This is a genomic window from Thalassospira sp. HF15 (genome assembly GCF_011806525.1).
In the GTDB taxonomy this organism is placed as follows: domain Bacteria; phylum Pseudomonadota; class Alphaproteobacteria; order Rhodospirillales; family Thalassospiraceae; genus Thalassospira.
In genome coordinates this window covers 394,982-416,926 of sequence record NZ_JAAVKI010000003.1, presented here as the reverse complement: position 1 = coordinate 416,926, position 21,945 = coordinate 394,982, and the positions used below count along the sequence as shown (strand labels likewise).

General features: G+C 54.8%; 14 protein-coding genes. 7 read left to right on the top strand and 7 right to left on the bottom strand.

What is annotated here, in order from left to right; genetic code table 11:
- Positions 1-131: 131 nt before the first annotated feature.
- Positions 132-1,562 (top strand): NAD(P)-dependent oxidoreductase, encoded by a 1,431-nt coding sequence (locus HED22_RS08465; RefSeq protein WP_167721095.1) that lies wholly within the window; start codon positions 132-134, stop codon positions 1,560-1,562.
- A gap of 28 nt (positions 1,563-1,590) precedes the next feature.
- Positions 1,591-6,141 carry a glutamate synthase large subunit gene (gene gltB / locus HED22_RS08460; protein ID WP_167721093.1) on the top strand — a complete coding sequence of 1,517 codons (4,551 nt, stop codon included), beginning with the start codon at positions 1,591-1,593 and terminating at the stop codon, positions 6,139-6,141.
- Positions 6,142-6,322: 181 nt separating this feature from the next.
- Here the strand turns inward: gltB and HED22_RS08455 are convergent, their stop codons facing one another.
- The 4 genes from HED22_RS08455 to HED22_RS08440 all read right to left on the bottom strand — a co-directional run bounded on the left by HED22_RS08455 (position 6,323) and on the right by HED22_RS08440 (position 11,477).
- A complete protein-coding gene (locus HED22_RS08455) occupies positions 6,323-6,550 on the bottom strand; it encodes a hypothetical protein (protein ID WP_044829259.1) in 228 nt (75 codons plus the stop codon).
- A 160-nt stretch (positions 6,551-6,710) separates the two neighbouring features.
- Positions 6,711-6,935 carry a hypothetical protein gene (locus HED22_RS08450; RefSeq protein WP_167721090.1) on the bottom strand — a complete coding sequence of 75 codons (225 nt, stop codon included), beginning with the start codon at positions 6,933-6,935 and terminating at the stop codon, positions 6,711-6,713.
- 270 nt (positions 6,936-7,205) lie between these two features.
- On the bottom strand, positions 7,206-9,566 hold the full coding sequence (locus HED22_RS08445) for an ATP-binding protein (RefSeq protein WP_167721088.1): 2,361 nt from the start codon (positions 9,564-9,566) through the stop codon (positions 7,206-7,208).
- A gap of 48 nt (positions 9,567-9,614) precedes the next feature.
- Entirely contained in the window at positions 9,615-11,477 is a 1,863-nt protein-coding gene (locus HED22_RS08440; protein WP_254869853.1) for an ABC transporter substrate-binding protein, read from the bottom strand.
- A gap of 433 nt (positions 11,478-11,910) precedes the next feature.
- Between HED22_RS08440 and HED22_RS08435 the strand changes: the two genes are divergently transcribed.
- From HED22_RS08435 to HED22_RS08420, 4 genes are all read left to right on the top strand, one after another.
- A complete protein-coding gene (locus HED22_RS08435) occupies positions 11,911-12,270 on the top strand; it encodes a hypothetical protein (RefSeq protein ID WP_368484487.1) in 360 nt (119 codons plus the stop codon).
- A 154-nt stretch (positions 12,271-12,424) separates the two neighbouring features.
- On the top strand, positions 12,425-13,639 hold the full coding sequence (locus tag HED22_RS08430; RefSeq protein ID WP_167721085.1) for a hypothetical protein: 1,215 nt from the start codon (positions 12,425-12,427) through the stop codon (positions 13,637-13,639).
- Positions 13,640-13,742: 103 nt separating this feature from the next.
- The gene (locus tag HED22_RS08425) at positions 13,743-14,102 is read left to right on the top strand and encodes a TraR/DksA family transcriptional regulator (RefSeq protein WP_167721081.1); all 360 of its coding nucleotides are present in this window, start codon (positions 13,743-13,745) and stop codon (positions 14,100-14,102) included.
- Between the two features lie 65 nt (positions 14,103-14,167).
- Positions 14,168-14,938 carry a hypothetical protein gene (locus tag HED22_RS08420; protein WP_254869852.1) on the top strand — a complete coding sequence of 257 codons (771 nt, stop codon included), beginning with the start codon at positions 14,168-14,170 and terminating at the stop codon, positions 14,936-14,938.
- Positions 14,939-14,975: 37 nt separating this feature from the next.
- On the opposite strand, the gene HED22_RS08415 is transcribed toward HED22_RS08420, so the two are convergent.
- The 3 genes from HED22_RS08415 to HED22_RS08405 all read right to left on the bottom strand — a co-directional run bounded on the left by HED22_RS08415 (position 14,976) and on the right by HED22_RS08405 (position 18,034).
- A complete protein-coding gene (locus HED22_RS08415; RefSeq protein WP_167721079.1) occupies positions 14,976-15,710 on the bottom strand; it encodes a Crp/Fnr family transcriptional regulator in 735 nt (244 codons plus the stop codon).
- A 180-nt stretch (positions 15,711-15,890) separates the two neighbouring features.
- On the bottom strand, positions 15,891-16,571 hold the full coding sequence (locus tag HED22_RS08410) for a response regulator transcription factor (RefSeq protein WP_167721077.1): 681 nt from the start codon (positions 16,569-16,571) through the stop codon (positions 15,891-15,893).
- Positions 16,572-16,630: 59 nt separating this feature from the next.
- The gene (locus tag HED22_RS08405) at positions 16,631-18,034 is read right to left on the bottom strand and encodes a cache domain-containing protein (RefSeq protein ID WP_167721076.1); all 1,404 of its coding nucleotides are present in this window, start codon (positions 18,032-18,034) and stop codon (positions 16,631-16,633) included.
- Positions 18,035-18,467: 433 nt separating this feature from the next.
- Here HED22_RS08405 and HED22_RS08400 point away from each other — a divergent pair, with 433 nt between their 5' ends.
- Complete coding sequence (locus tag HED22_RS08400) at positions 18,468-21,938, top strand: pyruvate carboxylase (protein ID WP_167721075.1); 3,471 nt, start codon at positions 18,468-18,470, stop codon at positions 21,936-21,938.
- The last annotated feature ends 7 nt before the right edge of the window (positions 21,939-21,945 follow it).

Genomic DNA, 21,945 nt, shown 5'->3' with positions numbered 1-21,945 from the left:
AAAACCGGAAAATTTATCGGGATATTTAAGTCAGTTTTATTGACCTAAATGCGATTTTGTACTGGATTCTTGCCTTTTCGACACGTATACAGAGCAAAACCCGCAACATAAAACCCTTCCAGAGGGCCGTCATGACAGAAAAGATGCTGAAGTTTGTTCATCTCGAACAAAAATATCCGCACAAAAGAGAGGCGTCAGAGCGCCGCACGGATTTCAACGAGATTTATGAGCCGTTTGAGGACCAAAGTGCTGCAGACCAGTCAGCGCGCTGTTCGCAGTGCGGTGTTCCGTTCTGCCAGGCACATTGCCCGCTTTATAACAACATCCCCGATTGGCTGCGCCTGACCACCGAAGGTCGCATGGAAGAGGCTTATGCCATCTCGGCTGCAACCAACAACATGCCGGAAGTTACGGGGCGCATTTGCCCGCAGGACCGCCTGTGTGAAGGCAACTGCGTGATCGAACAATCGACTCATGGCGCTGTGACCATCGGCTCTGTCGAAAAATACATCACCGATACCGCCTTTGCGAATGGCTGGGTGAAGCCGCCGAAACCGACCAAGGAAAACGGTATGTCGGTGGGCATCATCGGCGGTGGTCCGGGCGGCATGGCCGCAGCAGAACAGCTGCGCCTCAAAGGATATGAAGTCCATATCTATGACCGTTATGACCGCATGGGCGGGCTTCTGGTTTATGGTATTCCGGGCTTCAAACTTGAAAAAGACGTGGTTGAACGCCGCGTGAAGCTTCTCGAAGAAGGTGGCGTTATCATGCACACCGAATTCGAAGTTGGCCGCGATGCAACCCTTGAAGACCTGCGCAAGAAACACGACAGCGTTCTGATCGCGACCGGCGTCTACAAGGCCCGCGACCTGAAACTGCCCGGTGCCGGTCTGGAAAATGTTTATCCGGCTCTTGAATATCTGACCACGTCCAACCGTCATGGTCTTGGCGACAAGGTTCCTGCCTACGAAGACGGAACCCTTAATGCCAAGGACAAGAACGTTGTGGTCATTGGTGGTGGTGATACCGCCATGGACTGTGTCCGTACCGCCATCCGTCAGGGGGCGAAATCGGTCAAATGTCTCTATCGTCGTGACCGTGCCAACATGCCGGGTTCGCAGCGCGAAGTCGCCAATGCCGAGGAAGAAGGTGTTGAATTCGTCTGGCTGACCAACCCCGAAGCGTTTGTTGGCGATGACAAGGTAACCGGTGTACGTGCGGTCAAGATGCGCCTTGGTGCTCCGGATGCCGGTGGTCGTCAGAGCCCGGAAATCATCGAAGGCTCAAGCTACACCATGGATGCCGACATGGTCATTCTGGCCCTTGGTTTCGAGCCGGAAGACCTGCCGACCCTGTTTGACGCACCGGAACTCGGTGTATCGCGCTGGGGCACGGTCAAAATCGACTTCCGCACCATGATGACCAATCTGGATGGCGTGTTTGCTGCGGGTGATATCGCCCGTGGGGCATCGCTTGTGGTCTGGGCAATTCGTGATGGCCGTGATGCGGCTGACCGGATTGACGAATATTTGCTGGCGCGCAAAGAAGCTGCCGCTTAATCCCGCTGCCGCATTAGGAGAGAGAGTTATGAACAAGATCGTTCACAGCAAGGGCGCAAGTGATATCGCCCGTTTTGAAAAGAACGCGGCTCATCTTGAAGCCAGCGGGATGTATGATCCGGCAGAAGAGCACGCCAACTGTGGTGTGGGTCTGGTCGGTGCCATTGACGGCAAACCGCGCCGTGAAGTTGTTGAAGCCGGGATCGAGGCGCTTAAGGCCATCTGGCACCGTGGTGCTGTTGATGCCGATGGCAAGACCGGTGACGGCGCAGGCATTCACCTTCAGATCCCGCAGGATTTCTTCAAGGCGTACCTTAAAGTCATCAACCAGGAAGCCCCGGACAGCCTGATCGCTGTTGGTCAGGTCTTCCTGCCGCGTATCGATATGGCCGCACAGGAACGTTGCCGTGCGATTGTCGAAACCGAAATCCTCAAGCAGGGTTACGGCATTCTCGGCTGGCGTCAGGTGCCGGTCGATGTGTCGGTCATCGGTGAAAAAGCCAACCAGACCCGCCCGGAAATCGAGCAGGTCCTGATTGGTGTGCGCGAAGATGTCAGCGAAGAAAAATTCGAGATTGATCTTTATGCCATCCGTCGTCGCATCGAGAAGGCCGTGCTTTCCGAGGCGATCAAGGATTTCTATATCTGCTCGATGTCGTGCCGTTCGGTGATCTACAAGGGCATGTTCCTTGCCGAAGACGTTGATACCTTCTATCCGGATCTGCGCGACGAACGCTTCATCTCGAACTTCTGCGTTTATCACCAGCGCTATTCGACCAACACCTTCCCGAGCTGGCCGTTGGCACAGCCGTTCCGTGTTCTGGCCCATAACGGCGAGATCAACACGCTGCGCGGTAACGTCAACTGGATGAAAAGCCACGAAGCACGCATGGCACATGATGCCTATGCCGACAGCATTGATGACCTCAAGCCGGTGATCCAGCCGGGCTCGTCTGACTCGGCGGCGCTGGATGCCGTGTTTGAGCTGATGGTCCGTGCCGGTCGCGACCTGCCGATGGTCAAAACCATGATGGTGCCGGAAGCCTGGTCGAAAAAGGCCTCTACGCCTGACAGCTATAAGAACCTCTATGCCTATTGCAACGCCGTGATGGAACCGTGGGACGGCCCGGCCGCTCTTGCGGCCTATGGTGGCAAATGGCTGATGGGTGGGACCGACCGTAATGGTCTGCGTCCGCTGCGTTATGCTGTTACCGGCAATGGTCTTCTGATTGCAGGTTCCGAAGCCGGTATGGTTCATATCGACGAAGAAGCCTGCATTGAAAAAGGCCGCCTCGGCCCGGGTCAGATGATTGCGGTCAACCTTGAAGAAGGTCAACTGCTTCATGATGCCGAGCTCAAAGACAAGCTCGCCGCACGTCGTGACTGGTCGAAATGGGTCGGTCGTACCAAAGTGCTCGATGACCTGATTTCACCGGAACGCACCGAACCGGCATATCTTGAAAAAGAACGTCTGCTGCGTTTGCAGAAATCGATGGGGCTGACCCACGAAGACCTTGAACTGATCCTTCATCCGATGGGTGAGGACGGCAAGGAAGCTATTGGCTCGATGGGTGATGACACCCCGCTTGCGATCTTGTCGGATCGGTATCGCGGCCTGCATCACTTCTTCCGTCAGAACTTCTCGCAGGTGACCAACCCGCCGATCGATTCCCTTCGTGAAGCGCGCGTCATGAGCCTGAAAACCCGTCTGGGCAACCTTGGCAACATCCTTGACGAGGATGAAAGCCAGTGTGATCTGCTGCAGCTCGAAAGCCCGGTTCTGACCAATGCCGAATATGACGCAATGCGCGGCTATATGGGCAGCAGTGCGGTCGAAATCGATACCACCTTTGACATCAATGGTGGCAAGTTGGCGCTGCGCGAAGCGATCTCGCGCATTCAGCGCGAAGCCGAGGAAGCTGTGCGTGGCGGTGCCCTGCACATCATCCTGACCGACGAAGGCATCTCTGAAACCCGTGCCGCAATCCCGATGATCCTTGCGACCGGTGGTGTTCACAGCCACCTCGTGAAGACCTCGTTGCGCACCTATATTTCGCTCAACATTCGCTCAGCCGAATGCATGGATGTGCATTACTTCGCCGTTCTGATCGGTGTTGGCGCGACCACGGTAAACGCCTATCTCGCACAGGAAGGCTTGCTTGATCGTTATGCACGTGGCCTGTTCCCGAATGTGAACAGCACCGCCGAAGTCATGCAGCGTTTCAAGGCGGCGATTGATGCCGGTTTGCTCAAGATCATGTCGAAAATGGGCATCTCGATCATCAGTTCGTATCGGGGTGGTTATAACTTCGAAAGTATCGGCCTGTCGCGTTCGCTCGTCGCCGAATTCTTCCCGGGCATGCCGTCGCGCATTTCGGGGATCGGCCTTCAGGGCATTCAGCGCCGCACCATCGCCCAGCACAAAGAAGCCTTTAACGGCAATGTTGTGGTTCTGCCGGTGGGTGGTCTTTATAAATACCGCCGCAGTGGCGAACGTCATGTCTGGACCGGTCCGCTGATCCATACGCTTCAGTCGGCTGTGACCTCTGGCAGCTACCATTCGTTCAAGAAGTTCTCGGATGGTCTGCGCTCGCGTGAACCGCTGCATTTGCGTGATCTGCTTGATTTCCGTTCTGACCGCAAAGCCGTGCGTCAGGATCAGGTCGAAAGCATCACCGAAATCCGCAAACGCTTTGTCACGCCGGGCATGTCCCATGGCGCGCTGTCGACCGAGGCCCACGAAGCCCTGGCGATTGCCATGAACCGCATCGGTGCGAAATCGAACTCCGGTGAAGGTGGTGAATCGCGTGAACGTTTCCGTCCGCGTGCGAACGGTGACAATGCGCGTTCCTCGATCAAGCAGGTTGCATCAGGTCGTTTCGGTGTCACCGCCGAATATCTGAACAACTGCGAAGAAATCCAGATCAAGGTCGCCCAGGGAGCAAAACCGGGTGAAGGTGGTCAGCTGCCGGGCTTCAAGGTCACGGTGGAAATCGCCCAGTTGCGTCATGCAACGCCGGGTGTGACCCTGATTTCGCCGCCGCCGCACCATGACATCTACTCGATCGAAGATCTGGCACAGCTGATCTATGACCTCAAACAGATCAACCCGCGTTGCCGCGTCTGCGTCAAACTGGTGTCGCGTTCGGGTGTCGGCACGATTGCCGCTGGCGTTGCCAAGGCAAAAGCCGACGTGATCCTGATTTCCGGGTATGACGGCGGTACGGGCGCAAGCCCGCAGACCTCGATCAAATATGCCGGTGTTCCGTGGGAAATGGGCCTGTCGGAAGTCAACCAGGTGCTCACGCTCAACAACCTGCGTGACAAGGTCAAGCTGCGCGTTGATGGTGGGTTCAAAACCGGCCGTGACATTGTCATGGGCGCGATGCTCGGTGCCGAGGAATTCGGTATCGGTACGGCATCGCTGATTGCCCTTGGCTGCATCATGGTCCGTCAGTGCCATTCCAACACCTGCCCGGTGGGTGTCTGTACTCAGGATCCGGCCCTGCGTGCCAAATTCGTCGGTACCGCAGACAAGCTGGTCAACCTGTTCACCTTCATGGCCGAAGAAGTCAAAGACGTTCTGGCCGAGCTTGGTTATACCCGTCTTGAAGAGGTCATTGGCCGCTCTGATCTGCTCCATCAGGTTCACCGTGGCGCCAAGGACCTTGTTGACCTTGACCTTAACCCGCTTCTGGCACAGGCAGATGCCGGTGATCATGCGCGCTTCTGCACCATCGAAGGCCGTAACGAAGTGCCTGACACCCTTGATGCCCAGATGATCAAGGATGCCCGTCCGCTTCTTGAAGACGGCGAAAAGATGCAGCTGCAGTACAACATCCAGAACACCCAGCGTGCGATTGGCACCCGGATGTCGTCATTGATCACGCAGAAATACGGTATGAGCGGCCTGAAACCGGGTCATCTGCATGTCCGTCTGCGTGGCTCGGCTGGTCAATCACTTGGTGCCTTTGCGGTGCAGGGCCTTAAGATCGAAGTGCAGGGCGATGCCAACGACTATGTCGGCAAGGGCCTTTCGGGCGGGACGATTGTTCTGCGTCCGCGGCCTTCAAGCTCGCTTAAGACCAACGAAAACACCATCATCGGCAACACCATTCTCTATGGTGCGACCGCAGGCAAGCTGTTTGCCGCGGGTCAGGCCGGTGAACGTTTCTGTGTGCGTAACTCCGGGGCGACTGTTGTCGTCGAAGGCTGTGGCTCGAACGGTTGTGAATACATGACCGGCGGCACGGCTGTCATCCTTGGCTCCGTTGGTGAAAACTTCGGTGCCGGCATGACCGGTGGCATGGCGTTCATCTATGACACCGAAGGCACCTTTGCCGATGTCGTCAATGATGGCTCCATCCTGTATCAGCGCATTGAAACCCAGCATTGGGACGAACATTGCCGTTCTCTGATCGAAGAGCATGTGAATGAAACCGAAAGTGGTTTTGCGCGCACCATCCTCGATAACTGGGATCGCGAACGCGGCAACTTCTGGCAGATCGTGCCGAAGGAAATCGTCGACAAGCTGGAACACCCCATTCGCTCCGAGAGCGAAAACCAGGCAACTGCGTGATCCCTCACGCTTTTGCGCAAGCTCCCTTGTCCAACACACCTGGACAAATGAACTCGCCCCGTACTTCGGTACGGGGCTTTTTTCTTTGTCGGCGGTGGTGCGGGATTTTGAGCGACATGCACGCCAAATCAATGCGTTCCAGTCTGGAACACCATGACGAAACGCAGTTATGCATTGCCGGTTAAAGCAGAATGTTCAGGTAAGTTCCGCGCCGGGCATTGTGATCAATCTGATCGGTGGCGATCAGGTTGCGCAAACGGGCAAGCTGGGATGCGATAAAGCTGTCAGATGATGGTTGGTCGGAATTGGCGCTGACCCGGCCACGCGACGCAATGGCGCCCTGCGGACGCGCGCGTGCATCCTGAAGCCCGGTTTGCGAGGAGCCTGTGCCAATTCTGTTGGTCGCCATCTGATCATCCACGTTTGAAAGTGCGATTACCCTATCACGTGGTCAGGCATTTGTCATGATTGCGCAACAGCGGGGCGACCCTTTTTTCTGTCCAGAATCCGGACAGAAAAAAGGGTGGCCATCAAAGACCACCCCGGAGGAAGCTAACGAGAGGGAAAAATCACGTTAGGATATTAACCTTGGTGCCACGGTTGCCGCTGGTTTCAAGCGGCTGGTGCTCGGTCACGATGGAACCGATAACCTTGGCAAGACCGGTTGCCTTGTTGATCGCGCCTTCTGCGGCTGCGAAAGGCAAAGACGGTTCTGCACCACCATTGGGCGTAATTGCTTCGTTTGCGGCCTGTGCCGCTGCACTTAGTCCTGAACCTTGAACTGAGCCGATCATCCTGACCTCATCACTTGATCCCGGAAGGGCTTGCCCTCATCACGACCGGGGTGGTTAAAAACTTTCTGAAAACCACGGTATGGTTTTGTCATCTAGATATAAGTGACGGTTGTCACACTATCCAGTGCCGTCGTCATCGACTGCGCGCCAACGGCTTGGTTTGCAACCATTTTAGCTAATATAGACGGGTAAGATTTTTTTAACCAATCGGCGAAAAGGACGTCTGTTCGCGGTGGTCAGGGTTGGGGAATCGAGCCGTTCAAAGTGACCTTAGCTCGAATGGGTCCGCTCTGCTGCAAGTTTGAGCGCGTCATGAACGGCCTTTTGCAAATGACCCGGTCGGAACGGCTTTTTGACAAAGACGTAGTTGCCCAGAAGATTATCCAGTTCCTTGCGCGAACGTGCGGGATAACCCGACATGAAGACCACGCCATAACGCGGGTTTTGCCGCAGGGCTTCGATGATCAGTTGCGGCCCGCTACGCCCTGGCAAGACAACATCGGTCAGAATGATGTCAAAGGGTTCATCGTCAGCATTCTTTGCAAGGATCACCAAGGCTTCTTCGGTGCTTTTGGCGGTTTCGGTCTTGTATCCGGCGTCATCAAGGATGATTTGTGCCGTGGTGCGCAGTGCCTGTTCATCATCAACAATCAGAACGCGCTCGCCATTGCCGGGGAATTCGCCGATTTCATCGACTTCGTGCACCGGCTCCGTGCCCGGTTCGGTGCGGGGCAGATAGATCGAAAAGGTCGTGCCTTCGCCCTCGACGCTTTCAAGATTGATAAAGCCATGCGACTCCTCAACCCAGCTATGGACGATGGAAAGTCCAAGGCCCGTGCCCTTGCCCGGCTCCTTGGTCGAGAAGAAGGGCTCAAAAATATGGCTAACAACGTCTTCGGGGATGCCGGTGCCGGTATCTTGCACCGTAATGACAACAAACGGACCTTCTACCTCTGGCGGGAAGATATCCTCATCTTCATCCCCGGTGCGCTTTGCCAATGGCGGGATATCGGCACTGCTGCATGATATCTGCAACGTGCCCCCCTCGGGCATCGCATCACGCGCATTGATCGCAAGGTTCAAAATACAGGCTGACAGCTGGGTCGGGTCGACCCTGGTATGCAGTTCCGGTTCATCCGACCAGATTTGCAGATCAATCCGGTGTTCCAGCAACGTCACCAGCAGCTTTTCCATCTCGGCAAAGATGCTTGCAACCCGGACATTTTTGGGCTGATCGATCCTGCGTCGCGAGAACATCAAAAGCTGATCGGCAACACCTGTGGCCCGTTCGCCAAGTGAGATGACATGCTCAAGGTATTCCTTCACACGTTCAGGATCGTCAATCTTGGCACGCGCGACTTCCGCGAAACTCAGAATACCGGCCAGACAGTTGTTGAATTCATGCGCAACGCCGCCTGCCATCTGGCCAACGGCCTCAAGTTTTTGCGACGTGGCAAGCTGTCGCTGCAGCGCGTGCTGTTCTTCGGCGGCACGCTTTTGGTCGGTAATGTTGCTGCCGGTCCCGCGATAGCCATTGAAACGGCCATCAAGCGCAAAGACCGGCACGCCGTTGATGCGTCCGAACTGCTTTTCGCCATTTCGCGCCGTCCAGGAGAACTCGATGTTATAAAACGCCTTGTGCTCATCGAGTTGGCGTTTCAGCTGTTGCCAGCCATCGGGATGTTCGGGATGCAGGCCAAGCTTGTCAAAAGACTGACCCTGTGGGGATCCGTTGATTTCCTCGATCAGCTGATAAAACTTGTAAGAGGCAAACGCGATCTTAAAGTCGCTGCCCATCTCCCAGTACCAGTCGGCAGAAGACAACGTAAAGTCACGGAAACGTTCTTCACTGTCGCGCAAGGCATTCTGTGCTGCCTGATGCTGTTGGGTGCGTCGTTCCAGACTTTCGGCCATGGCATTCAGGCCACGCTCAAGGGTGCCAATCTCGTCCCGCCCCATCGGAGTCAGGCGCGAGCTCAGCTTGCCAATCTGGATCTTGTTGACGAACTGCGCGGCAGCGATCAGGCGCTTGAGGACCGTATGCTGGGTAAACAGAAAGATCAGCGCCGAGGTCAGCAATACGCACAACAGCGATCCGATAAGCAGTACCGACTGCATCTGTCGCTGACTTTCTTCAAGGCCTTTGGTGGACACCTTGAGATAGACATACATAAAGGGCTGATTGGCCGTCAGATTAAAAATCGGTGTAATACTGACCATGCTTGATCCGGTTTCGCCATCAACCGTCATCAGCATTTGGTCGGTCATGTCTTCACGCAATTGATCTGCTGGAAATTCTGGTAGGTTCCTGATGGACGTGCCTGTCAGCAGCGGATCAATCGAATGATAAATCGTACCGTCAAAACCGATTGCCATGGCCTGCTGCAAATGCGGGCCCAGCAGCAATTCCATCTGTTCAGGATCGCTCAGAATGGAAACCTTGAGTTGTTCCTGCTGAATCAGCCGTCCGGGTGTGCTGATCTTTTCGGCAATCCGGCGGTCAATCTCCGCCCCGAAATAGTTCACATAATACCCGCCAAACAGGCCAAAAAGCATGGTTTCCACGACAATGATCGCAAGCGCGATCTTGAAAACCAGACTGCCGATCAATCGGTCAAACAGCGTCCTCAAGTGCTTTTGGCTCCCCACCCGGAATGATGTATTTCTCGCGCTGTGATTTTATTCGGTTTCAATAAAATACTGACTTGGATTCGTTGGCGCGGGTGTTGCGTAACTCCATGCAGCAGGCATCACCTTGGGAACGTTATGGAAGTTCCGGGCAACAACGCCTTTTCTGTTTGGCGGTAACGCGATTCCCATAACGTAGAACTGATCGGCGCTGATGTCGAGAATATCGCGCATAAGTTGATTCTGGATTTTTGTATTTGCAGTCGCCTTGAGCTGGTCATAAAGCGCCAGCTGATTTTGCACTGCTTCGGGCGGTGTGATTGAATCCGGGCTGTCGGGATTGAGGTACCAATGGGCCCAGCCGGTGGCGAACCAGGATGATTCGGAAGACATCGGCAGGTAATTGATCGGGATCACCATCGCATCAAGGCCACCATCACCCCCCCAGGCGCTGGCGTGATGATTATTGCCTTCGCGCAAGGCGACGAATTCGTCACGCGGCAGATTGCGTGCCGTGACATCAATGCCAAGGTCGCGCCAGTAGCGCATGACACCTTTAAGCATCTCGAACCGCTCTGCACCCTCGGTATCAATGCTAAACGCAAGCGGCTTGCCATCCGGGCGCATCAGCATGCCGTCCTCATTCCGATCCGTCAGTCCGGCCTTTTCCAAATAGGTTTGGGCAAGCTCAACATCATGCGCCATGAACTGCCGCGCCAATACGGTATGGTATTGCGGGCTTTCCGGTCGTGGTGCCGCCTGATGGGGCAGCGCGCCGGGGACAAAACGGTCAATGATGCTCTCGCGATCAATCGCATAAGACAGAGCTACCCGGAAATCCTTGTTCTGGAAGATTTTGCGCAGCACCGGATCCTTGTCATTAAGGTTCAGCGACAAGGTCAGGATATTCATATCGCTTTCCACCAGCGTGAAGGGCAACAGATCCTTGTTCTGTGCAAGGACTTCATCGGCATGTTTGCTGACATGACGTTCCTGCATGTTGACCTTGCCTTCGATTGCGGCTTTTCCTGCAGCCTCCTTGGAGGCCACAAGGGCCATGGAAACCGTGTCGATATAAGGAAGCTGGCGACCGGCAGGATCAATCTTCCAGTAATAGGCATTACGCTTGGCGATCAGCGGGTCATCCTGGCCGTATACCCCGTCAAGGACCCAGGCATTCAGGGTTGGTACATCAGGATTATTCCAGCGCGACGGATCGTCAATCGTGCCGGGTTGGCCAAACACATCGACAAACCGTTCTTTCCAGCCGGCATACCCCATTTGCTTGGCGGTGCTGTCTGCCTTGCTGTTGTATTTCGGCAAAAGCGGCTTAAGAAAATGCGCGGGGTAACTTACCGGCTCGACACCCTCTGGGCGGGCAAGTGCTGTCGGGAACAAACCATATGGCTTGCTGAACCGGAATGCGACGGTATGCAGGTCAATGGCGTCGACCTGAACCGGATTGCCGCCTGACGTCAGCCATTCGGGAACAGAATCGCCGAACGCAGGGTTGTTCAGGATATCCTCGTACCAGAAAACAATATCGTTTGCGGTAAATGGCTCACCGTCTGACCAGCGCATACCGGGCCGCAGTCTGAAAAAGAACTCGGTTGCATCGCTGCTTGGTTGAAAAGACAGGGCGACATTCGGGATGGTCGAAGACCATTGCGGTGTCCAGCGCAGCAGAGGCTCATATCCGATGTTACGGATCAAAAGGGCATGGTCGCGCCGGTTGCGTTGCGCCATTTTCCACGTGCCGCCATAGGTACCCATTCTGTCCGTGGGTGTGACGATCATCGGGGTGGTCGGCAAGCGGTCCTTGACCGGCGGCAGGGTGCCGTCTGCGACCTGCTTGGCAAGTTCTGGTGCCTCACCAAACTCAACAGCGTGCGCGGTGCCAATGCCTGAAAGCATTGCCGCAACTGCCAAAATCAGAATAAAAGTATGGTGCCTCACAAAAACCTCTGCCCCCGTGGATTTGTGCGCTTTCTTCAAAAGTATTGCAACGGCTACCCTTAAGGGGTGGCGCATTGAGCCTTCCAAACTAGATAGACATGAAGATTTGTTAAAGTACAAAATTCGCAATCATGCGTTTTTTGTATCTGGTCTTTGCGCGTCAAGGTTACCAGGGCTGCAACTTCATAAGCCAACATAGCAATGTGTTGAGCGCGCATTCCAAGACTGAAAACATCTGGTAGCTTGATCTCGCAAGCTGTTGTCAGTGTTGGTTTTTATTTATTAAAAACCAAGCGTAGCACCCTTAACCTTAGGGAATCAAAGTTTCTTTCAGTCTAATATAACGATCTGGTGGATTGGGGGTGCTAAAATACCTCAAAGAGGCCAATTGGTGTCCGCGAACATGATCGGGTATGATGACCCGGACCGATACGAGACGAAAGTTGTGACGATGACGCAATCTGACAATTCGGATCAGACCGATGACGGGGCGTCCTTTTTGCCGGGGCCCAAGCCTGCTGCGCCGATCCCGCGTTACGAATCGGGATCGGATCAGGCGCTGCGTGAAAGATTGCGGGGCTTATCGATGAGTGTCGGCTCTCTTCCGGTGGGGCAAGACACGGACGGCTTCAGTGTTGCGGGGATTGAAGGCATGATTGATCGCAAGAAGGCCAATGTCGCTGCGAAAATTGTCGAAACCGATCCTGATCAGGCTCTGCGCGTGATCCGCAACTGGCTGCTTGAAGATTAGGGGACTGACCTCGTCTCTGGCCCTCCTGATACCCTGCTTAAGCAAGGGTTTGGTCGGCACCGCAAGGCCGGCTGTCGATAATGCTTTGGATATGCTCCGGTTTTTGTCATGGTTTTGTGCAGGCAATACAGCGACAAGCGGCAGGGGGCGTGCTTTGACAGATTTCAGTAAGCTGATCACAGACCAGTTTTGTATCTTTGATCCCGACTATATCGCGCAGCAAAAAAACTACGCCGCAAAGCTGGCCCCACTTCAGGAAAAGCTGATTGCAGCGCAGAAAACCGGAAACAGTATGGCGGCCTCCGATCAGCAAATGATCGAATGCAAATGGTTGCTGCAATATACCGCCGACTGGAAAACGTTGGATGACAAGCTGGAAGGTTTTGCCAACTCGTTAAACAACCCCGATCAGGCGTGGGCGGAAAAACAGGTGGCAAGTGACGGCTCCTGGGGGCCGTGTTACGACCAGTGGTTCCTGAAAGTTGATGCGATGATTGATGCGGTCAATACATTGGCTGATGAAGGGCAGGCACCCGAATATCCGCTTACTTTTCTTGAACCGATTGCCACGCCGGACAAAATGATTGCCTGGCTTGATGGCCAGAAGACATCAACGATTTTCACTGATGGCCTTGACCGCCGTGATGCCCTTGGCGCGGTCACAGCCGCCCTGTCACAGATGTGCTTTAAAAGCGAAATCCGCGATTATTTCAAAGCCAATGTGAAGGGATTTGAACTGACCGATGCGTATATCAGCGCCTACAAATCGTGGCTGGATGACTGGCAGGATGATCAAAGCGGATATTGGGGCGGCTGGTTTGAAACACAGGATCAGGGCGTGCTTAAAAGCAGCGATCTCAGCCTGACCTTCCACAATATTTCCTATCAGCACGGCAAGGTCGATCTGTGGACGCAGATTTTCAACACCACCCTTGCGATCCGTGACGATGCATATCCGTTTGGCTGGAAGCACAATGGTGATTTCAACAATCACAACAATTACGACGTCACCAAGATTTTCGATCTTGGTTGGGGGCAGGTTGATACTGCGACCCAGGCTGCCGCGTCCAAAGACATCGCATTGGTGCTGCACTGGTGCCTGACCAAATCCATGACACCCGATGGCGGGTTCATTGATGACCCGACGTTTTATAACTCGGTCGGGGCGGCTTACTATTACGGGGTCTCGTTCCTTGATCAGGCGGGATATTTCGGCACTACCGCGCCGTTCTGGACCGACAAACCCTTCCCGGACGGTCCGGCACTTTGCTGCAAAATCCAAAAGAACATCAAATCCGAAGGCCTTGATGATGATGAGGCCAAGGCAGCAATGGAGAAACTCGTCGATGCTTGCGGCAATTGCGCCTGATGGTCCGGTTTTTTTTGGTTATTTTGACTTATGTATTGGCGGAGAGGGCAATTCTATCCCCATATTGAATGAGTAAGAACAACAACATGTAATGAGGTTTCGGATGACCGATCGAACAGACATTGATCTTGCGGCATTGCGAACCCGTCTGGAGGAACGACGGGCGGAAATTCTATCGCATTCCACGCATTCAGAAGATTATCGCAAGCCGGTCGAACTTGACCAGCAGGCGGTGGGCCGTTTGTCGCGGATGGATGCCCTGCAAAATCAGGAAATGCACCTTGAACAGGAACGTCGCCGCACGGTCGAGTTGGAGCGGATCGAAAAAACTCTCAAGCGCATGGATGACGACGAATACGGCCATTGCCACAATTGCGGTGAGCCGATCCAGAAAAAGCGTCTGGAAGCCGATCCGACCACACCGCTCTGTGTCGACTGTGCCGATCATGTGAGCCACGTCTGACATTTCATCGTAGATATAAATCCAGTGAATGCTGCGTGCGGACTGTTCTGTGCGCAGCGTTTTGAATGAGTCTGGACCCTAAGAATCGGGAGAAGCGGTTGCCAGCGTTGGGGCTACAGAAAAATCAGATCGGAAAGGGCAGCATCCTGTTTGTGCTTTTAACCGTTCTGGCTGTTCTGGTTATGTTGCCCGGATCCGCCCGTGCACAAGGAAGCTGCGCCCCGATCAGCGCGCCAAAGGCCTTCCTCGAATTTAATCGCATGGACCCGATGCTTGATCGCTATCGCTCCATTCGCTGGTTAAACAGCCGTGCCGGCGGGGATTCGCGTTATCTCGTCACGGGTCTGACCGAATACGAGGTGAATGCATCCTTTGATATGCGCATTGAACCACGCCAAGTCGGTCCCGGGCGATATTGTCTTGATCCCGTTCTGGTCAACCCGAAGGTCGATGTGGTCAAGCATCTGGTCTATATCCCGGCCGAACTGGAACGTGGTACCTGTGAATATGACGTCGTCTATGCCCACGAAGGCGAACACGTCAAAATCAATCAGGGTATGGAAGATGATATTCGTGTGGCCCTCGATGATCTGGTCAAAGATATCGTTGGCAAGGTCGGGGCGATGTTTCCGATGCCCGCTGACAACGTGCCGGGTGCCATGCGTCGGCTTCATTCGGAATATGGTCGCGATTTCAAAAGACGGCTGAATGACATTCGCCGACGCAGCCGCGAACAGCACCGGAAAATAGATACCCCGCAGGAATATGAAAGACTTTCACTGGCCTGTGGGCCGAACTCTGCCTTTCAGACGGATCTGCAGGATGCGCTCAGATAGCCTTTTGAAAATCCTGCAATCATCTGCCCGGAACGGCTCAGTCTTCAAAGCCATTTGAACCGGTGCTGTCCTCAATTCCGGCGACTTCTCGAAGTCCGGCAAGGTCCAGCCCGAAGATGTTGCGTGATTTAAACTCAAGCAAATCATGACGTCGGAAATCGGCAATGATACGGCTGGCTGTCTCGGTGGTGATGCCCAGCATCGCACCAATATCTTCGCGCCCCGGCAGGGTGCAGGTATCGGTCACGTCATCATGCAGAAACAGGCAAAGCCGTGCGACACGTTCGCGCGCAGTTCCTGTCGACATCTGGGTCAGCCAGTTATCCGATTCCATCACGGCTTGATGCCAGCGGTTAAGCACCTGTTTGTGTAAACGCGGGCTCTCACTATCAAGCTTTTCAATCACGGCAATCGGAATGCGGCACAGCTTGCTGTCCTGCAGTGCCTCGGCGTGATGGGTAAAGCAATCACTGACCAGTGCCTCAAGCCCGATGGTGCCGCCGGGTTTTACAAGGCGCACAACGCGCTGATTGCCATCGGGCAGGTAATGCACAAGCTTGATCAGACCTGAACGCAGCGTATAGATCGATTGTGCCTGATCCCCGGCATTGTAAAGCGTGTTGCGTTTGGGCAGCGCGATGTCCTCAACCGGCATATGGACAAGTTTGAAATCCTCGTCCGTCAGGTTGTTGAACAGGGCAAATTTCCGCACACCGCATTCGCGGCATCGCGCAAGTTCGGGTCGGAATGTGTAGCTTGTTGTATGGTTCACGCGTGCCACCCATGACGCCGGGCTGATCCGGATTGCGGGTCAATCCCGGTTACGCCGGTATCGAAAATATAATGAGTCCAACTTTCGACCTAATCTACCGTACCAGAATGTGAAATCAATGCATAGTCATGCTGGTCCAAGGATGGGACCTTAGTCACATGTGTGAACCAGATTGTGATTTCAGCTGCTGGAATCAAGGGTCACCAGACCCTTTTCGATGGCATAGCGCACCAACCCGGCCGAACTGTCGATATCAAGCTTGCGCTTGATGTTACGCCGATGGGTTTCAACAGTTCGCACACTGATGTCGAGTTCGCGCGCGACATGCTTGTTGCTTGCTCCTTTGGCCAGAAGGCGCAACACCGTGCGTTCGCGTGATGTCAGGGGCAGGCCATCATTGTTGATGTTTTCGCCATCCGTGATGCGATCAAAGGTGGAGCTATACGCTTCCCCGCCATTGGCGACGGTTTCAATCGCGCGCACCATGTCATTCGATGACACGTCTTTGAGGATAAAGCCCTTTGCGCCAGCCTGTTGGGCGGTGCGCAGATATTCCGGGTTTTCATGCATCGACAGGATCACGACCTTGGCATCAGGCAGGGTTTCACGGAACTTTTCAGCCGCTTCAAGGCCGTTCATCACCGGCATTGAAATGTCCATCAGCACAATATCAGGATGCAGATCACCCGCCATGGTCAGTGCTTCCGCCCCATTGCCTGCTTCGCCGATGATGTTGATATGTTCAAAGCATTCCAGACGCGACCGGATGCCATCCATTACAAGCGCGTGATCGTCGCAAAGCAAAATTCGCAATGGCCGATCGGTGGAATAAACTTCGTTGGCATTGGTGACATTGGTCATGGATCGAACGAGTTCCTGTCGCGTGTCTGTCGGGTTGTAGGGCGGGGCCCTAGGCCAGATTAACCGCTGATAGTGTTCTCTGATAGGGTATTTTGGCGGTTTGCCGGAATAAATGCAGTGATTTTCGTACCATCATCGGGTTCGGATCGCACCGAAAGCCCGCCGCCGTGGAATTCCATGCGTTCGCGCATATTGCGAAGCCCGATCCCTGCGCGCGGATCACGATTTCGGATATAACGGTTGGTCTCGAAACCAACCCCGTTATCGGCAATGCGCATCACGATGCTTTCGCCTTCGCGCTTGATGGATATTTTGACAACCGTCGCATCAGCGTGGCGTTCAATGTTGGTCAGCGTTTCCTGCAACACGCGATACAGCGTCGTCTTCTTGCCGATATCAAGCTGCCCGTCGATGTTTTCACATTTCACCTCGATCAGGATGCATGAACGGTCTTGCAGTTCGGCACACATGCTCTCGATCGCCGGTTTCAGGCCAAGATCATCAAGGACCGCCGGGCGCAAATCGCGCGAGATGCGCCGGACTTCATGGATGGCGTCCTGCAACCGGTTGGCGGCCTTTTCCATCGGTTCAATCGCGTTGTCGCGGTTTTGGGTGATGCGCGCAATGGCGGTTTCGACCGCATACTTCACCGACACAAGGATCTGACTGATGCCGTCATGCAGTTCGCGCGACACCCGAAGGCGTTCCTGTTCCTGCACATCAACAACCCGGTGGGTCAGCTCCTTAAGCTTTGAGTCGGCCAGTTTGCGTTCCGAAAGGGTGACAACCGTGCCCGAAATCCCCACCAGCAATACCGCCAGAATGGTCACCCCGATGATCGAGATCGTGGTTTCGCGGATATGGGTGGAAACCTCGGCCTCGATCTCTGTGACCTGCTCGGAAATGTCGTCGATATAAATCCCTGTGCCAATCATCCAGTCCCATTTATCAAGCATCAGAGAATAGCTGATCTTTTCGGTCGGCTCGCCGGTTGATGGCTTGTCCCAGACATGGCGCATGAAATCGCCACCCTTTTCGGCATTGAATATCAGACCCTGGATCACCGAGTTGCCATTGATGTCGCGGAGGTTCCAATAGGTCCGCCCCAGGCGCCACGGCTCTGGCGGGTCGACAAGGGCGGTGCCATCACGGTCATAGATAAAGAAATAGCCATCTTCGCCATAAGACAGGTCTTCGATGATCGCCTTGACCCGTTCCTTGGACACCGCATCAAGCGGGCTTGCCACCGAATAGATGTGATCGATCGAGGCCATCGCGAGTTCAAGATAGCTTTTAAGCTCTGCCTTGCGCGCTTGCAGGATGTTGCGTTCAAAGGTTCTGATTTCGGCCTCGGCCAGTCGTTCGGCCTGGGCGAAGACCAGCCAGGAGATCGCAGAAGCCGCCAGAACCAGCGGCAGGATCGAGAGCAGCAAAAACTTTAGTCGAAGATTTAGCTTCGGCATGGGCGCAACCGTTTCGGGATTTTCAGTTTTTTCGTCGGCGGACAATAGCATATCCGCACCAAAAGTCGCTGAAAGATCGCGGTTTTCCGGTCGCTGTGATTGAGAAAGCCGACAGGCACTGTTCCGTATGGTGAAAAGAAACTGGTCCGTATTTTCAAAAATTGGTATTACCAATTTACGAGATCATGCTTTGACAGGGAGAGGGCAATGCGCATATACCAGAACCGTCGCCTGCCCACCGGGCGCCAAAAGCTCTGGATGCATTGCACAAGATCTCAACGTGCTGGCATCCCGTACCGCCACAAAAGGTATGGCGTTGCAGGCATCCCGCACCGCAACGCATTCCGGGACCATATCGTGGCGTTTCACTTGGTTTTGGCAGGCGCGCACAGGCACGTTCCTGCCAGGAAAATGTGGTAGGAGCCCGGTGTCCATGACGCGTTCAGCACCAAAGCGTATCCGTAAACTTCTGGTCGCCAACCGTGGCGAGATTGCGATTCGTGTTCTACGAGCCGCCAACGAGCTTGGCATTCGTACAGTTGCGATCTTCTCTGACGAGGACCGCTTCGCCCTTCACCGTTTCAAGGCTGATGAAAGCTATACGGTGGGCAAGGGCAACAAACCCATTCGCGCCTATCTTGATATCGAAGACATCCTGCGCGTCGCACGCGATGCCGATGTTGATGCCATCCATCCGGGCTATGGGTTCCTGTCGGAAAATCCCGAATTCGCCGATGCCTGTGCCGAGGCCGGCATTCAGTTTATCGGTCCGGACTCTGATGTCATGCGCACTCTTGGCAACAAGGTTTCCGCGCGAAATCTGGCCGAAAGTGCCGGTGTGCCGGTTATGCCCGCCTCAAGTGCGCTGCCCGAAGACATGGCAGAAGTCACCCGCATTGCCGAGGATATCGGCTACCCGCTGATGCTCAAAGCAAGCTGGGGCGGTGGTGGCCGAGGCATGCGCGTCATCGAAAATGGCAAGGATCTGGCGGGGCAGGTGCTGGCCGCACGCCGCGAAGCCGAGGCCGCCTTTGGCAATGGCGAGGTCTATTTTGAAAAGCTGATTCGCCGCGCCCGCCATGTCGAGGTACAGCTTCTGGGCGATACCCACGGAACGCTGGTTCATCTTTATGAACGTGACTGTTCCGTTCAGCGCCGCAACCAGAAGGTCGTCGAACGCGCCCCCGCGCCGTATCTCGATGATGATCAGCGCAAGGAAATCTGTGACGCCGCCATTCGTCTTGGCAAGGCGGCCAATTACGTCAATGCCGGGACGGTCGAATTCCTCATGGATGTCGACACATCCAAATTCTATTTCATCGAGGTCAACCCGCGCATTCAGGTCGAACACACCGTCACCGAATGCGTCACCGGCTTTGATCTGGTCAAGGCACAGATCCTGATCGCCCAGGGTGGCCGCATCGGCTTCCCGTCCGAAACCGGTATCCCCTGGCAGGAAAAGATCAAGCTGCGCGACCACGCGCTTCAGTGCCGTATCACCACCGAAAACCCGGAAAACAACTTTGTCCCCGATTACGGGATCATCAAGGTCTATCGTGGTGCGAACGGCTTTGGCATTCGTCTTGACGGCGGAACGGCCTATTCCGGGGCGGTGATCACACCGTTCTATGACAGCATGCTTGAAAAGGTCACCGCATGGGGCAGCACCCCGCGCGAAGCGGTGGACCGTATGGACCGCGCATTGCGCGAATTCCGTATTCGTGGTGTTGCCACCAACCTGGCCTTCCTTGAAAACCTGATCAATCACCCGAAATTCCGGGCTGGCGAATACACAACCCGCTTCATTGATGAAACGCCCGATCTGTTCAAGTTCGTGCGCCGTCGTGACCGTGCCACCCGTTTGCTGCGCTTCATCGGCGAAGTGGCGGTCAATGGCAATCCTGAGGTCGAAGGCCGTGTCGTGCCGACCAATCTGCATGACCCGGTGATGCCAAAGTCCATCGACCTTGGCGAAATCCGCCCGGGCACCAAGCAAAAGCTTGATCAGTTGGGGCCAGAAGGTTTCTCGCGCTGGATGAAGGATCAGGAACGCGTCCTGATGACCGACACCACCATGCGTGATGCCCATCAGTCGCTGTTGGCAACCCGCATGCGCACTTATGACATGCTCGAAATTGCGCCCTATTACGCGCATGGGCTGCCGGAACTGTTTTCCATCGAATGCTGGGGGGGCGCGACCTTTGATGTTGCCATGCGCTTCCTGAAAGAAGATCCGTGGGATCGTCTGGTCAAACTGCGCGAACGCGTGCCCAATATCCTGACTCAGATGTTGCTGCGTGCCTCAAACGCGGTCGGCTATACGAACTATCCCGACAATGCCGTGGATTACTTCGTCAAGCAGGCGGCTGAACACGGCATGGATGTCTTCCGCGTGTTTGATAGCCTGAACTGGGTTGAAAACATGAAGGTCGCGATGGAATCGGTTCTGAAAACCGACAAACTCTGCGAAGCGACCATCTGTTACACCGGCGATATCTATGACAAGGATCGCCCGAAATATAACCTTGATTACTATATGAATATGGCCCGCGAACTCGAAGCATCGGGTGCCCATATTCTTGGTCTCAAGGATATGGCGGGTGTCCTGCGTCCGGCCGCTGCGACCGAACTGATCACGGCACTCAAGGATACGGTCAATATCCCTATCCATTTCCATACCCACGACACCAGTGGCATTTCGGCGGCCACCGTGATTGCCGCCATTGATGCCGGGGTGGATGCGGTCGATGCGGCAATGGATTCGATGTCGGGTCTGACATCCCAGCCCAACCTCGGCTCGATTGCCAATAACTATATCGGTCAGCCGCGCGATCCGGGGCTCAAGACCGAGGCACTCAAGGAAGTCTCGACCTATTGGGAGCAAATCCGTCGCTACTATGCCGGATTTGAAAGCGACATCCGCAGTGGCACCTCGGACGTCTATGTCCATGAAATGCCGGGCGGCCAGTACACCAACCTGCGTCAGCAGGCCCGTGCACTGGGGATCGAAGATCGCTGGCCCGAAGTGTCCAAGGCTTATGCCGCGGTCAACAGGATGTTTGGTGATGTCGTCAAGGTAACGCCAAGCTCCAAGGTTGTCGGCGATATGGCCCTGATGATGGTGACATCCGGTTTGTCCGAGGAAGACGTTCTTGATCCTAAAAAGGACATTACCTTCCCTGACAGCGTCATTTCCTTCTTCCGTGGTGAAATCGGTCAGCCGGTTGGTGGTTTCCCGCCAGCCCTGCAGCGAAAGGTGCTGAAAGGTGCCGAAGCCCTGACGGATCGTCCGGGAAAATCATTGCCGCCGATTGATTTCGAAGCGACCCGCAAGGAAATCGAAAAGAAAACCCATCGCAGCAATATCACCGATGCAGAGGTTGCATCCTATGTGATGTATCCCAAGGTGTTCCTTGATTACGCAGAACATCGCAGCCACAACGCCGACGTTTCGGTTCTGCCAACTCCTGTCTTCTTCTACGGGATGAACCAGAACGACGAAATCTCGGTCGACCTTGAAAAGGGCAAAACCCTTGTCATCCGCTATCTGACAACCTCAGAAGCAGGCGACGAGGAAGGCAACCGTACCGTGTTCTTCGAACTCAACGGTCAGCCGCGTACCGTCAAGGTCGCCGACAAGACGTTGGCTGGCACGGGCAAGACAAAACCAAAGGCCGAAGATGGCAACAAGCTGCATGTTGCAGCACCGATGCCCGGTCTTGTGGTCGAAGTCCATGTGTCCGAGGGCCAGAAGGTCAAGGCGGGTGATGTGATGTGCTCGCTCGAAGCGATGAAAATGGAGACCGCGGTTCACGCGGAAAAGGATGGCACCGTGGCCACAATCCACGCCCCGGCTGGTACACAGGTCGAAGCCAAGGACCTGCTGGTCGAATTAACGGAGTAACCTACCG

Coding starts and splice junctions, on each gene's coding strand:
- HED22_RS08465 (WP_167721095.1), top strand. CDS start 132: ATGACAGAAAAGATGCTGAAGTTTGTTCATCTCGAACAAAAATATCCG.
- gltB (WP_167721093.1), top strand. CDS start 1,591: ATGAACAAGATCGTTCACAGCAAGGGCGCAAGTGATATCGCCCGTTTT.
- HED22_RS08455 (WP_044829259.1), bottom strand. CDS start 6,550: ATGGCGACCAACAGAATTGGCACAGGCTCCTCGCAAACCGGGCTTCAG.
- HED22_RS08450 (WP_167721090.1), bottom strand. CDS start 6,935: ATGATCGGCTCAGTTCAAGGTTCAGGACTAAGTGCAGCGGCACAGGCC.
- HED22_RS08440 (WP_254869853.1), bottom strand. CDS start 11,477: ATGCTTTCAGGCATTGGCACCGCGCACGCTGTTGAGTTTGGTGAGGCA.
- HED22_RS08425 (WP_167721081.1), top strand. CDS start 13,743: ATGACCGATCGAACAGACATTGATCTTGCGGCATTGCGAACCCGTCTG.
- HED22_RS08420 (WP_254869852.1), top strand. CDS start 14,168: ATGAGTCTGGACCCTAAGAATCGGGAGAAGCGGTTGCCAGCGTTGGGG.
- HED22_RS08410 (WP_167721077.1), bottom strand. CDS start 16,571: ATGACCAATGTCACCAATGCCAACGAAGTTTATTCCACCGATCGGCCA.
- HED22_RS08405 (WP_167721076.1), bottom strand. CDS start 18,034: ATGCCGAAGCTAAATCTTCGACTAAAGTTTTTGCTGCTCTCGATCCTG.
- HED22_RS08400 (WP_167721075.1), top strand. CDS start 18,468: ATGACGCGTTCAGCACCAAAGCGTATCCGTAAACTTCTGGTCGCCAAC.